We start from the raw sequence: 13,765 nt of genomic DNA, 5'->3' as shown, positions 1-13,765 counted from the left end.
CATGACCACCAGTCTTTCACCCGGCACGGTATCGGTGCGCATGTACCGGGGCATTCTGGGCGACTGCTTTTTGCTGCGCCATCAGGTCGAGAATGCTGAGGTCAAGCACATCCTGATCGACTGCGGTGTGTTGCAGGGGGTCGAGAAAGCCAGGGACCGGATGAAAGAGATTGTCGGCGACCTCCTGGCCACCACCGGCGGCGAGTTGGACCTGCTGGTCGTCACCCATGAACACCACGATCACCTGTCTGGATTTCTGTACGAGCAGGAAGCGTTCAAAAACCAGTTCGAGATTCGCGAGTTCTGGCTGGCCTGGACGGAAGACCCCGGCGATCCGCAGGCCGTTGCGCTGCATCAGCATTTCGACAAGGCCAAGCAGGCGCTGTCGGCGCTGGCCGGTCAGCCGAAAATGACCGCGTTGAAGGAAGACAATTTACACATCAAGACGGTGTTGGACCTGAGTGCATTCATGGGGGTCACCGGCGGCGCTCGTCCGACCGGGGCCAGCACTTTGCAGATGCTCAAGGACAAGGCGACGCCGGCGCGAACGCGTTTTCTGCAGCCGGGCGATGTGGTCACGCCAACCGGGATTGCCGGTCTCAAGGCCTACGTGATGGGGCCGCCAAGAGATGAAAAACGCTTGCGCAAGGACACACCGTCGCAAGGCGCTGCCAAAGAGGTGTACCTGACCAATGAGGAAGATGCCCATGCCATCGAGCTTCAGGTCGGGCACCTCAACGGCGTGCCCGTGCAGGCGCTCGACCTGCCTTTTGCGCGCCCGCATCAACGGCCGCTGGACCCGCTGAAACAGCAGCTGCCGAAGGACCACACGCTGACCCAAAAGCTGTACTTCGACCCCGCTCAGGCGCAGCGCAAAATCGATGACGAGTGGTATTCATCAGCCGAGACGCTGGCGCTGAAAATGGACTCCGACACCAACAACACCAGCCTGGTCCTGGCCTTCGAACTGCCGGACCAGCAGGTGCTGTTGTTTCCGGGTGATGCGCAGGTGGGCAACTGGCTGTCGTGGGCCGATCAGACTTACCCGCGCACGCCCGATCCGGCGCAGGGTGGTGCGCTTTCCATCGATGACATTCTGGCGCGCGTCACGTTGTACAAAGTCGGCCACCATTGCAGCCACAACGCCACGCTGCGGCAATTGGGGTTGGAAAAGATGACCGATAAAAGGTTGGTGGCGATGATCCCGGTGGTGACTAAAGTCGCTGAGGATAATGACTGGAACATGCCGTATCCCGACCTTTATCAAGCCTTGAAAGATAAAACCAGCCAGCGTGTGTTGATCGGCGACAGTGACATCGCCGAGGAAACCGCAGCCTTCATGAAGACACCGACCGCCGAGCAAAACCGGGCGGTGCTGGACTATCACCCAGCGGGCTTGTGGGTCGAGGTCAAAATCTCCTTCTGAGCCTGACTCCGACTCCGTAGCAGCTGTCGAGCCTGCGAAGCTGCGATCTCTGTAGCAGCTGTCGAGCTTGCGAGGCTGCGTTCGGCTGCGCAGCAGTCGTAAACCCTGAGCACGCGGTTTTCCTGATACACCGCATCGTCTGATTTTACGACTGCTGCGCAGCCGAACGCAGCCTCGCAAGCTCGACAGCTCCTACAGATCGGGTTATGGCTCAACCTTTCACAGCATCCAACAACCGGTGCAATCGCACCGCATCGGCAAAGGTCGCCGCAGCCTGTGTGCCTTCAGCCACATCCTGCGCATACACGTGGTACAGCTCCGCCAGTTCCAGCACGGCCGATGGCAATCCAGAGGCCGGCAGGCGTTGGTAACTATCAGGCACGGGGAGTATTTGCAGCGGCAGATTGTCGCCGTGGGCGCCCTCAATCACGTAGTCATCACCGACATCACCAAAGGCTGAACGGTTGGTGATTTTCAGGTCACCCGCGTCACCCGTGATATCCAGCTGTACCCCCGAGCCGTTGCGCTTGCCGCCTTCGATGTGGATCGAAATCACCGCACCGTCCTCCAGCAATCCGCTGAGCACCAGTTGGTCCGGCGCGGAACTGTCCAGCACTTCGCCGGTTTCGACGATGGTCACTTGCGGGAACTGGCTGACCATCAACCCCAGCACACTGACCGGCCAGCCGGTTGCGGTGAAGAGCATGTCGAGGAAGTGCCCGGCGTAGATCGCGATCACGCTGGAGAAGTTTTCTTCGGCGGCGGTCCAGCGCAGGGCATTGGCGCGCAGGGCCTGGAGGTAATGGGTGCTGACGTGCAGGCGTACCGAGCGCAGTTTGCCGACGTAGCCTTGCTGCAACAGGTCTTGCAGGTAACGGTTGTGCGGCGCGTGACGCCGTTGCAGGCCGACGATGTGACGTACGCCGGCGTCGTTCGCCAGATGTACCAGGTTCTCCGAGGCAGCGGTGGTGGTGGTCAACGGCCATTCGCAGTAGACATTTTTGCCAGCGGCGATGGCAGCGCGCACGGTGTGTTCGTGCTGCGGCGCAGTGTTGAGCACCACCACCAGGTCGACCTCGGGGTGATGGACCAGCGCATCGAGCGAATCGGCGATGTGCGCAATCGCGTACTCGCGGGCTGCCGCTTCGGCACGGTCACGGTGTTCGCTGTACACCGCTTGCACGCGATATTGCGGCAGCAGAGCGAGCACCCGCAGGTGGCCGTGGCGTGCCCAGGTGCCGACGCCGACGATGCCGACGCGAATGGGGGAGTGTGGGGTTGTCATGGAAGTGACCTCGCAGGTTGATGGCTGACGAGGCGAGTCTAGGGAGCATCACTCAAAGGAAAAACGGGGCAGGTGGCCGAACACTTTGGACTCGGACGGCTGTAATCCGCGGCATCGCGCAAGTGCTGCAACGCTAAGTTCAGACCTTGAGAATGTTGTCCTTGAAGTAGTCGATCAACACTCGCAGCCTCGGTGCGGTCTGCTTCGATGCAGGCCAGAGCATCCACAGGTTGCCGCTGTGGTCGGTGTAGTCGTCCAGCAATACCTTCAGCCTGCCGTCGGCCAGTGGCTCGCGGATTGAAAAATCCGGGAGGCAGGCAATCCCCACGCCATCTATCGCCAGGTACGTCAGCGGATCCATCGTGGTGCAGGCCAGGGCTTTCGACAGATTCGGCTCGATGTGCGTCTCGCCGATGCGCAGCGGCCAGCGCTCGATCATGCCGGTGGCCGGAAACTTGTGCAGCAGGCAGACGTGGTGGCGCAGGTCGTCGGGGTGTGTCGGTTCGCCATGGCGTTCCAGGTATTCGGGGGACGCCACCAACTGCAATTGATAGCCGCCCAGTTTGCGCGCCATCAGCCGCGAATCTTGCGGCGCACCGGTGCGGACCACGGCATCGAAACCTTCCTCGATCACGTCCACCATGCGGTCGGACATGTCCACGTCCAGTTCGATGTCCGGGTAGGCGCGCATGAACCCGGCCAGCACCGGCATGATCAACACGTTCTGGATCGGCACGCTGATGCGCACCTTGCCCCGTGGGCTGGCGGACAGTTCCAGCAGCTCCATTTGCGCCGCTTCCACTTCGCTGAGGATGCGTTTGCAACGGTCCAGAAACAGTTCGCCTTCGGTGGTCAGGGTGACGCTGCGGGTGCTGCGGTGGAACAGCCGAACCCCCAGGCGTTCTTCCATGCGCGCCACGCTTTTGCCCACGGCCGACGAGGAGATTTCCAGCAGGCGTCCGGCTTCGGTGAAGCTGCGGGTTTCGGCCACCTGAATGAAGGCCGTGATACCGCTGAGGCTGTCCATCATGTGAGGTGTGCTCGGTGCAGGGAGGGATTAACGCAGAGTAGAGGCGGGTGGGGGATTTGCAAAGGGGAAGTCCGGGATACCGAGGCGCCGCCATCGCGAGCAGGCTCGCTCCCACACGGGATCTTCGTCGTGCACAGATTTTGTGTTCGCTGAAGCTTCAGTGTAGGAGCTGGTTTGCCAGCGAAGGACGTCAACGATGACGCGTTTCATCAGGAGAAACGTGGCGCATTCGAATCCTTCGCTGGCAAGCCAGCTCCTACAGGGGGAATGGCCTGTTCGTAATGGGTATCCTCTGCTCGCGAACAACAGGATGAACGCCGCGCATTCAAGACCTACGCGAGCAGGCTCGCTCCCACACGGGATCGTCGTCGTGCACCGATTTTGTGTTCGCTGAAGATCCCTGTAGGAGCTGGCTTGCCAGCGAAGACGGCCTGACAGCCAACCAATCTCTCGCAGGTATCCCCCATTCAAATGTAGGAGCGAGCCTGCTCGCGAAGGTCGTCAACGATGACGCGTTTCATCAGGAGAAACGTGGCGCATTCGAATCCTTCGCTGGCAAGCCAGCTCCTACAGGATCGTCGTCGTGCACCGATTTTGTGTTCGCTGAAGATCCCTGTAGGAGCTGGCTTGCCAGCGAAGACGGCCTGACAGCCAATGCAAAACTCAAGCGCTTTGTTGATAAAACGGATAGTCAGTAAACCCAACCTCAGTACCGCCATAGAAGGTGTCACGGTCATACGCATTCAACGGCCGGTTATGCCGAATACGTTCCGGCAGATCCGGGTTGGCAATAAAGTCACGCCCAAACGCCACAAGATCCGCATCACCCGCTTTCAAAATCTCCTCGGCGGTGGCCGCAGTAAAACCACCCGCAGCGATGATCAACCCAGCGTAATGACGACGAATCAACTGCGCCGCCACCGGGTTCTGGTCCTTGCTTTCGTCAATCGAGTTACCCAGCACCCGCGGCTCGATCAAGTGCAGATAGGCCAGTTTCAATGACGCCAGTTGCTGCGCGACGTAGACGAACAGCGCTTCGGGATTGCTGTCTTTCATGTCGCCGAAATTGCCGCTCGGGCCGAGGCGCACCGCAACGCGTTCACTGCCCCAGATCGAAATCACCACGCGGGTGATGTCCAGCAGGAATTGTGCTCGCTTGGCGATGCTGCCGCCGTAGGCGTCGGTACGGCGATTGCTGCCGTCCTGCAGGAACTGATCGATCAAGTAACCGTTGGCGCCATGGATTTCCACGCCGTCGAAACCCGCTTCCAGCCCTCGTTGCGCGGCGCTGCGAAAATCTTCGACCAATGCCACAACCTCCGCTTCGCTGAGGGCGCGATGCGGTGTGCTCGGCACCCAACCGCTGGCGGTGTAGGCGACGCCGTCATAGTCGACCGCCGAAGGTGCGACTGGCTGGGCGCCATCAGGCTGCATGTCACTGTGGGACTGGCGACCGGCGTGGAACAGTTGCAGGAAAATCCGTCCGCCCTTGGCGTGAACCGCCTCGGTGATGGTTTTCCAGCCGGGGATCTGCGCGTCGTTATACAGGCCGGGCGAACCGAGGTAGCCGTTGCCGGTGGTGGAAACCACGGTGGCTTCGGAAATGATCAGACCGCCGTCGGTGGCGCGCTGCGAATAGTATTCGGCCATCAACGCACCGGGCACATCGCCGGGCTCGGAACGCATGCGCGTCAGTGGCGCCATGACGACTCGGTGGGACAGGGCGTGCGGGCCAATTTGAATGTTGGAAAGCAGGGTTGGGTGATTCATGGTGACCTCCGGTAAATGTCTGGAGGTCACCTTAGGCCGTTCGATTCAGGAGAAAAACGGGGCAAAGATCCAGTCTCTCCGGACCGATTGTTCCGTAATCGGCCGGGCAACATCAAAAGATCGCAGCCTTCGGCAGCGCCTACATAAAAAATGCGATTTCTGTAGGCGCCGCCGAAGGCTGCGATCTTTTAACCGTTGTTACCCGTCACCAACGCCCGGTCCACATTGCATGGGCCGGGCGCCGATCGATAGCTCATCAGTGCACCGCTATCGGCACCGTTACCGACTTGCCGAAGGCCGAACTGATGGTCACGGTCGGGCTCGCTGTCGGCCCGGCGCCGGTGGTGGTGACCGACACTCGCCAGCGGGCACCGCTGCCGGTCGGAGTGAGGGTCGCATTGCCCAGGTTGAGCGGTCCGGCAGTGGTCGTCGCGGTGACCGTCAGCGTATTGCCGGTGCCGCGCGACGTGGTCCCGGCCAGGTCCCAGGTGTTGCGGTTGTTGCTGCGCACCGTTACCGAAGCACTGGTGACCACCAGGTCTTCGTTGACCGCTGCGCCAGAGACGGCCACCGACACCGTTGCCGGTGGCGAGACCGCATCCTTGGCGTCACTCGCTTGATAGGTGAAGGTTGCGGTGAATGGCGCCGGAACGACGGCCGGTGGCGTGTAGGTCACTCGCACGCCGTCGGTGCTGACCGTACCCAAACCGGAGTCCGGCTGGCTCAGGCCGACGACTTTGAGCGGCAGGTTACCGTCGGGGTCGGTGTCATTGGCCAACACGTTGATGGTCAGCGGCAGGCCGTTACTGCTGGTGGCGCTGTCGTTGTTGGCCACCGGCTTTTTGTTGTCGCCTTCGTGATCATCGTCTTGACCGCCGGTGCGGAAGGGCGGCAGCGCAGCGGAGTTCACATAGGTGACCCCGTCCCAACCCGGCAACGGCGTTGGCATCAACTGGAACTGGCCCGGATGCTCGACATCCCAACGCAACAGCATCGACGAGTCTTCGTGCTGGGTGTTGTGGCAGTGTTCCATGTACGTGCCGGCGAACTCGCGGAAGTGGATCGCCATTTCGACATCCACTGAACTGTCGATGCCTTCGCCAATGCGATAGACGTCCTTGCGCGCCCATTTTTCCCATTCCGGCGGCGCCTTGCCGTCGCGGCTGAGGATGACCCCTTCTTCGAAATGCACGTGCACCGGGTGGTTCCAGCCGTTGCCGCCATTCTTGATTTTCCACACTTCAAGCGTGCCGTCGCCGGAGAACCCGGCATCGGTCGGGCCGTTGGCCAGTTGTGGCGCGGCGCTGAGGCGGCGCGGGTCCATGTTGTAGCCAAAACCGCCGTCAGTCTTGATGGTCCAGGGCGCTTCATCAGTACCATCGGAGCGGCCAAAAATAAACTCGCGATGCCGCGCCGCTTTAAGTTTTGCCTGGTCGTTCGGGTTGTCGCGATCGATGGTCAGCGGGATCATTACCTTCCCGGCGGGCTTGCCGGGTTTGGCCGGCTCATAGGCGACCGGGTCCATGCTCTGATCCTGTCCGGTGTAAGGCTGCACAACCAGTTGCATGAACTTGCCAACGGTGGGGTCGCCCTTGTCCCATTGCGGGCCTTTGCTGGTTTGCTTGATGACGGCTTTGTACTTCTCGGACAGCACGTCAGCCAGGGACAGTTCGTTTTTCTCCGGCCCCTTGCCGGTTTTGTGTTCCAGCACGTTGACGAAGTACAGCTTGTCGCCGGTTTTGATGCCGTTTTTCGCAAAGTTGACAATGATGTCGTAACGCTCGGCGATGCCCTGTGTCGGCAGGATTGCATTGTGGTCCTGCCGGTCTCCGTCGCCATCCAGGTCCATGCTGCCGTCGAAGGGCACGGCGTGCGCCATGATGTTGCCGTCGTTGCCGATCAAGTGGAACGGCACCCGGTTGTAGGAAACCCCCGATCCCGACGGTCCCGGAAACTCGCCGCCATTGCCGCTGATTTCTCGTACCAGTGCCAGTTTGAAGTAGCGCGACACCGAGCCGTTGAGAATGCGGAAACGATAGCTGCGCGCCCGGACTTTCAGCCGTGGCTGGTACTGCCAGTTGACCAGGATCTGATCCCCAAGAAAGCCGTCGGTGTTGAACGGGTTGAACCACAACTGACCGTTCTGATCCCAGGCTTTGTCGGCGACCACCAGGTTGACGTCATAGTCACGGTTGCCCCAAGGCAACGCCGAACCGCTGGGCAAACGCAAGTTGACGCCATCCTCGATCGCTTCGTTGCCGCGATCGATAGCGCTGTAATAGTTCATCATCACCGCGTTGCCCTTGTAGACGTTCTGCGCGGTGAAATCGAGCATGTGGTCGTGGAACCAGTGGGTACTCATGGTTTCGCGCCAGTCGCCACGGATCTTGATGGTGCCGTTTTCACAGGTCTTCAACCCGGGACTGGCATCGTTGACGTACAGCTTCTCGCCCGGGGAGCAGGGGAACGCCGCGCGTGGATCTTGCGCCGTGGTGTTGATGGTGTCGTAGCCGGCCAGTTGCATCGGCCAGCGGTAATCGTAGTACTGCCCCGGAAAGAAGAACGCGTTGGCATAGCCGTCGCTTTCGGCCGGGGAGTGGCCGTTGTGTTCGTGGGTACTGATGGTGTGCAGGCCAAAACCGGCGTTGGCGGCGGGGTCGATCGGCAGGGCGTTGTAGTGACGCATCAGCAGCGGCTGGCCGTAGCGGACCATCAGCAACTTGGGCGGCACGGTGCCGTCGAAGGTCCACAACGAGTTGTGATTCTGCAGCGGCATTTTCGAGTGAAAACGCACGTCGATGCCTTTGGTCGTGCCCGCCGTTTCAGGGATGTCGGAGGTCTGGTAGTAGAGCCCGCCGGGTGCGAATTCACCGACGGCGTAGTTATGCAATTGTTTGCGGTCGCGCAGGCCGCCGTTGGTTCGCGCGCCCATTTGCACGGTCTTGTATTGAACCTGAGGATAAAACTCGTTCCAGCGTTGATGCGACCAGCCTTTTCCCGGTGGCCGACCCTCGGCGGGCGAGCCGACCGGGTGGCGGTTGAGGAAGGCTTCGATCTGCGCCTTCCACGGGTTGCGGTCCAGCACATTGGAGAATTGCGACGGGTACGGATACAACCCGGGCTGGCGCATGAACGCTTCGATCGCGGCACTCGACGGGCCGCTGCGGGCGACGTTGTTCGGGTCCTGCTGGGGCGCCGGGCCGGTGGTGGGTACCGGGAATGTCAGGGGCTGTGGCGGGGTGGTCGGGTCAAGTTTTTCCGGACCAAACTCTTCGAACAGCAGCAGTTGCTGGGTAAACGGTTCGGCCCCGAACAAGGGGCTGGGTTTGCCGTTGGTGGGGAAGTTGAACGAGGTCTGCAAGTCTGGCGGCAGCACGTTGTCGGCACGCGGCGTGTCGCGGTCGCCGTACACGCCGTTGGGCAGGGCGATTGCGCCCTGATTGGCCTCCGGCAAGGATTTCAAGGCTTCCAGCGCGGCCGCCGCTGCCACGGGATCGGCGGGCGGATTGGAGTAGGCCGAAGGATCCGTCGGTGGCGGTTGCCCGACATCATCGATCGGGGCAGCGATGGCCGAGGTCAGGCCGAAGGTCATCAGCATCACAGAAGTGATGCCCTGCGCCCGGAAGAAGCCGGGCGACTTGTTCGCAGGTACTGAGCTTTTCATTGCGGTTCTCTCGGGGGGCATGCCGGCATTAACGGCACTTGCCCTTCCCCTGAAGCAAAAGCTGCGCCACCACCAGAGACGGATAAAAAGACTTTTAAAATCAGACCATTACATTGGATGAAAGACATCGGGTATCGAAGAAAGCGCGCGCATGTGGGGGATAGTCCTCACTGTCGGGGATGACGTTATCCCCCACGAGCAAGCGGCATTGTTCCCGCCCGGCCTTGCCAAAATGGACTGCCATGGAAGAAAATGAGAGTCATTATCAAATAACTTTTGTTTTGGGCCTTCTCCATGTCCTCCGTCGACCTCTCGCTGCAACACGCCGTGCATACGCTTTACGAGGACCATCACAGCTGGCTTTGTGGCTGGCTGCGCAAGCGACTTGGCTGTATCGACAATGCGGCGGACCTGGCCCAGGACACCTTCATTCGCGTGCTGACCCAGCGCAAGGCACCTGAGTTGCGCGAGCCTCGTGCTTATCTGAGTACGGTGGCGCGCAGCTTGATGATCGACATGTTCCGGCGCAAGGCCCTGGAACAGGCCTACCTGGAAACCCTCGCGGCAATTCCGGAGCCGGTGGCGTTCTCCCCCGAAACCCGCACGCTGATTATCGAAACCCTGATGGAAATCGACCGGCTGCTCGATGGTCTCGGTAGTCGGACGCGGGAGATTTTCCTCATGGCCCAGCTCGACGGCCTGAGCTATGTCGAGATCGGCCGGCGACTGAATGTCTCGGTGACCACGGTCAAGAAACACGCCGTGCGCGCCCTGACGCACTGCCTGCTGTTGCTTGAGGACTGAGCCGTGGCACGTTCGCAAGCGCTGGATTACGCCACCCTTGAGGCCGCCGCTCGCTGGTATGTCGACTTGCGTGGCGAAGTGCCGGACGAGGCCACCCGTGAAGCGCATCGGCGCTGGCTGGAGCGCGACCCACGCCATCAGCAAGCCTGGGAGCGCCTCGCACGTTTGCAGGACAAACTCGGTCAGGTCGCCCCCGGCATCGCTCGGCCGACACTGGCCAGTGCCCGCGCCAAACGGCGTGATGTGCTCAAGGTCTTGTCGATCCTGTTGGCGACGGGCGCGGCGGGCACCCTGGCCTGGAACACCACGCCACTGCCGACGTTGATGGCCGACCAGCGTACCGGCACCGGCGAACGCCGCCGCGTGCGCCTGGACGACGGCAGCCAGTTGCAACTGAACACGGCCACTGCGGTGGACATTCGCTACAGCGCCAACCTGCGCGAAATCCACCTGCTGCGGGGTGAAATCCTGATTGAAACCGCGCGTGACGATCTGGCCCGGCCATTCGTTGTGCACACGGCCGAAGGCAGCATTCGTGCGCTGGGGACCCGTTTTATCGTGCGCAGCGAAGCGGGGCGCACGCAGGTTTGTGTGCAGGAGCATGCAGTCGAGGTGCGCTCGGCCAGCCTGCAGGGTCCGGCGGTGCGCGTCGACGCCGGTCAGCAACTGAGTTTTCGCCAGGATCAGATTGACCCGGTGCAGCGGGCCAACCCCCAGGCAGATGCCTGGACCCGCGACATGCTGGTGGTCAATGACTGGCGCCTGAGCGATTTCATCAAGGAATTGCAGCGTTACCGCCCCGGCCACCTGGGGTGTGATCCCGCCATTGCCGCGTTACGCATTTCCGGTGCCTTCCACCTCGGCAATACCGACACGATCCTGGACAACCTGACCTCGACCTTGCCGGTGCGCATTCGGCGTTTCAGCCGCTATTGGGCCAGCGTGGGGCCGGTTTGAGTGATTATCCAAAAAAAATTCAGCAGGGGGGTTGTTGATTCAGATTCTCATTCGACTTTGTAGGTAGAGGCGCAATCGACGCCGCCATTCACTGCCACCGGGCGATAGGAAACTGCATGACCCCTCGCAATCCCCATATCCGCAAACCTTCAAACAAATCTTCAGCCAGCCCCTTGAACCGTGCAGTCCATGCCGCACTGCTCGGTATGGCGCTGATCGTCCCGCTGGGGATGGCGGTCGTGGCACAGCCGGTCTGGGCGCAGACCGACGTCGAAACGCAATTCGATATCCCGGCCGGTTCGCTGGGCCAGGCCTTGACCCAATTTGCATCCACCGCGGGTGTGACGGTGTCCTTCGATCCGGCGCATGCCGGCGGTCAACAGTCGGCGGGATTACGCGGCCGCTACACGGTGGATGCCGGTTTGCGCCGGTTGCTCGCCGGCAGCAAATTGCAGGCGGTGCGTCACGACAATGGCAGCTATTCGCTGTTGCCGGTGGTGGATTCGGGCGCGGCGCTGCAACTGGGCGCGACCAGTATCTCGGGCCAGGCCATCGAGTCAGCCTACGGACCGGTCGACGGTTACGTGGCCACCCGCAGTGCCACCGCCACCAAGACCGACACGCCAATCCTCGAAGTGCCGCAGACCATCAACGTGGTGACCGCGCATCAAGTAGAAGTGCAGGGCGCACGCAACCTGACCCAAGCCCTGCGTTACACGCCAGGGGTGAACACCGGCGGTTTCACCGACCGCAACTCGATTGCCGACGAAATCACCAGCCGTGGCTTCGCCCCGACTCCGTTGTACCTGGACGGCGCCTACATTCCATACGCCGGCAGCCTCGGTGGTGCGCCGCAAATCGACCCGTACACCCTGGAACGCATCGAAGTGCTCAAAGGCCCGTCGTCGGTGCTCTACGGACAGAACCAGCCGGGCGGCCTGATCAACATGGTCTCCAAACGGCCGACCACCGAGCAGCAAAACCAGATCAAACTGGGGGCGGGCAGCTACAACCGGGTCAACGGCGCCTTCGACACCAGCGGCCCGATCGACGATCAGAAGCAGTTCAGCTATCGCCTCGTCGGCGTCGCCAACAAGGGCAACGAACAAGTCGACCATAACAACAGCGAACGCATGCTGTTGGCGCCGAGCCTGACCTGGGCACCGACTGAAGACACCGCCTTGATCTTGCTGGCGCAGATTCAGCGTGATGACGGGCTGCCTGATTATCAGTCGCTGCCAAGGATCGGTTCGCTCGAACGCGGCCCCAACGGCGAGCGAATCAACCGGCACTTCTTCTCCGGTGACACCAATTTCAACGATTACCGGCGCGACCAGTACGTCTTCGGTTATGACTTCAGCCACAACCTCAGCGACGACCTGAAGTACCGCTCCACCGCGCGTTACACCGATGTGCGCGACCAATACAAGGGCTTCTACCTGCGCAGCTTCGTCACCGATGCTGACGGCGTCACCGATTTCACCCGCGCTAACCGTGCCAAGGTCGACTGGCGCCAGCACAACATCGCCTACACCATCGATAACAACCTGGAATACACATTCAACACCGGGGCCCTGGAGCACACGACTCTGGCGGGCGTTGACTATCGCCATTTCACCCGCAAGTACGATGGCTACAACGCCAACAACGTGTTGCCGGTCGACCTGTACGGCAAGAACAATTACGACACCAGCAGTGTGACGCCGCAGTTGACCACGAAGTGGGACAACACCCTGCGCCAAACCGGTATGTACCTGCAGGACCAGATCAAACTGGACAAGTGGATCCTGACCATCGGCGGTCGTCAGGACTGGGCGGAACTCGACAACAAGGACTTGCTGGCGTCGACCCACGAAGCCAAGCGCGACAATCAGTTCACCGGCCGCGTGGGCCTGACCTACGTCACAGATTTTGGCCTGGCGCCGTACGTCAGCTACTCCGAATCGTTCCTGCCGACCCTGGGCACCGCAGCCCCCGAGCGCGGCGGCAAGGCCTTCGAGCCGACCAAGGGCGAACAATACGAAGTGGGTGTGAAGTACCAGCCGTTCGAGAAAACGCTGATCACCGCGTCGGTGTATCAGGTCAAACAGAAGAACGTGCTGACGGGCGACGATGACTATCCGGAGTACATGGCGCAGAGCGGCGAAGTGCGTTCGCGCGGCGTCGAACTGGAAGTCAAATCCAGTATCGACAACGTCGACGTGTTGGCGGCGGCCAGCTACATGGACTCGTTCTACACCAAGGATACGTGGGGCAATCAGGGCAACCGCAATGAAGCGCAGTCGCCGGTATCGGCCGCGTTATGGGTGGATTATCACTTCACCCAGGCCAGCCTCAATGGCCTGACCTTCGGCGCCGGCGCGCGCTACACCGGGCGCAAACCGGGTGATGCGGCCAACTCGTTCGACGTGCCGTCCTATGTCGTCTACGACACCACCGTCAGTTATGACATGGGCAAACTCGACCCGAGCCTGCGCGGATTGCAGACGCGCCTGAACGTGCAGAACGTCTTCGACCGCGAGTACGTGTCGGACTGCAACTACTCGTTCGGTTGCTACTACGCGCAGGAGCGGGTGGCTTCGGTTGAAATGACGTACGACTGGTAATTTTCGCCTGGCTCGACGGACGCCATCGCGGGCAAGCCCGCTCCCACAGGATCTCTGGTGTTGCACAAACAGTGTGAACGACACAAAAAACTGTTGGAGCGGGCTTGCCCGCGATGAGGCCGGCACATCCAACACAACGGCCGACTGTTCCCCATCATCACCTTCAACGCCAGTCATTCAGTCAGGCGCGCTATGATAGGCAGCCATCGCCACCGCCGGAGTC

The 13,765-nt window shown here is 61.1% G+C and carries 8 protein-coding genes; 4 read left to right on the top strand and 4 right to left on the bottom strand.

From position 1 onward, the window contains the following. Position 1: 1 nt before the first annotated feature. Positions 2 to 1,426: an MBL fold metallo-hydrolase gene (locus AEQ67_RS12510; RefSeq protein WP_059404166.1), complete on the top strand. Its 1,425-nt coding sequence runs from the start codon at positions 2 to 4 to the stop codon at positions 1,424 to 1,426. 211 nt (positions 1,427 to 1,637) lie between these two features. On the opposite strand, the gene AEQ67_RS12505 is transcribed toward AEQ67_RS12510, so the two are convergent. From AEQ67_RS12505 to AEQ67_RS12490, 4 genes are all read right to left on the bottom strand, one after another. Then, positions 1,638 to 2,711, bottom strand: coding sequence for a Gfo/Idh/MocA family protein (locus tag AEQ67_RS12505; RefSeq protein ID WP_059404165.1), 1,074 nt, complete (start codon positions 2,709 to 2,711; stop codon positions 1,638 to 1,640). 139 nt (positions 2,712 to 2,850) lie between these two features. Further along, a complete protein-coding gene (locus AEQ67_RS12500; protein ID WP_059404707.1) occupies positions 2,851 to 3,738 on the bottom strand; it encodes a LysR family transcriptional regulator in 888 nt (295 codons plus the stop codon). Positions 3,739 to 4,404: 666 nt separating this feature from the next. Beyond that, positions 4,405 to 5,511 (bottom strand): alkene reductase, encoded by a 1,107-nt coding sequence (locus tag AEQ67_RS12495; protein WP_059404164.1) that lies wholly within the window; start codon positions 5,509 to 5,511, stop codon positions 4,405 to 4,407. Positions 5,512 to 5,767: 256 nt separating this feature from the next. After that, complete coding sequence (locus AEQ67_RS12490) at positions 5,768 to 9,175, bottom strand: Ig-like domain-containing protein (protein WP_059404163.1); 3,408 nt, start codon at positions 9,173 to 9,175, stop codon at positions 5,768 to 5,770. A gap of 294 nt (positions 9,176 to 9,469) precedes the next feature. On the opposite strand from AEQ67_RS12490, the gene AEQ67_RS12485 reads away from it, so the two are divergent. The 3 genes from AEQ67_RS12485 to AEQ67_RS12475 all read left to right on the top strand — a co-directional run bounded on the left by AEQ67_RS12485 (position 9,470) and on the right by AEQ67_RS12475 (position 13,542). Further along, entirely contained in the window at positions 9,470 to 9,979 is a 510-nt protein-coding gene (locus AEQ67_RS12485; protein WP_059404706.1) for a sigma-70 family RNA polymerase sigma factor, read from the top strand. A gap of 3 nt (positions 9,980 to 9,982) precedes the next feature. Further along, a complete protein-coding gene (locus AEQ67_RS12480) occupies positions 9,983 to 10,936 on the top strand; it encodes a FecR domain-containing protein (RefSeq protein ID WP_059404162.1) in 954 nt (317 codons plus the stop codon). 116 nt (positions 10,937 to 11,052) lie between these two features. Continuing rightward, the gene (locus AEQ67_RS12475) at positions 11,053 to 13,542 is read left to right on the top strand and encodes a TonB-dependent siderophore receptor (protein ID WP_059404161.1); all 2,490 of its coding nucleotides are present in this window, start codon (positions 11,053 to 11,055) and stop codon (positions 13,540 to 13,542) included. The last annotated feature ends 223 nt before the right edge of the window (positions 13,543 to 13,765 follow it).

The sequence above is a fragment of the Pseudomonas sp. RIT-PI-q genome, assembly GCF_001297125.1.
Taxonomy (GTDB): domain Bacteria; phylum Pseudomonadota; class Gammaproteobacteria; order Pseudomonadales; family Pseudomonadaceae; genus Aquipseudomonas.
This window is presented reverse-complemented; position numbering and strand designations above follow the sequence as displayed.

What these genes read in the sequence shown, in the direction of transcription:
- AEQ67_RS12510 (WP_059404166.1), top strand. Translation starts at nt 2, where the DNA reads ATGACCACCAGTCTTTCACCCGGCACGGTATCGGTGCGCATGTACCGG.
- AEQ67_RS12505 (WP_059404165.1), bottom strand. Translation starts at nt 2,711, where the DNA reads ATGACAACCCCACACTCCCCCATTCGCGTCGGCATCGTCGGCGTCGGC.
- AEQ67_RS12500 (WP_059404707.1), bottom strand. Translation starts at nt 3,738, where the DNA reads ATGGACAGCCTCAGCGGTATCACGGCCTTCATTCAGGTGGCCGAAACC.
- AEQ67_RS12495 (WP_059404164.1), bottom strand. Translation starts at nt 5,511, where the DNA reads ATGAATCACCCAACCCTGCTTTCCAACATTCAAATTGGCCCGCACGCC.
- AEQ67_RS12490 (WP_059404163.1), bottom strand. Translation starts at nt 9,175, where the DNA reads ATGAAAAGCTCAGTACCTGCGAACAAGTCGCCCGGCTTCTTCCGGGCG.
- AEQ67_RS12485 (WP_059404706.1), top strand. Translation starts at nt 9,470, where the DNA reads ATGTCCTCCGTCGACCTCTCGCTGCAACACGCCGTGCATACGCTTTAC.
- AEQ67_RS12475 (WP_059404161.1), top strand. Translation starts at nt 11,053, where the DNA reads ATGACCCCTCGCAATCCCCATATCCGCAAACCTTCAAACAAATCTTCA.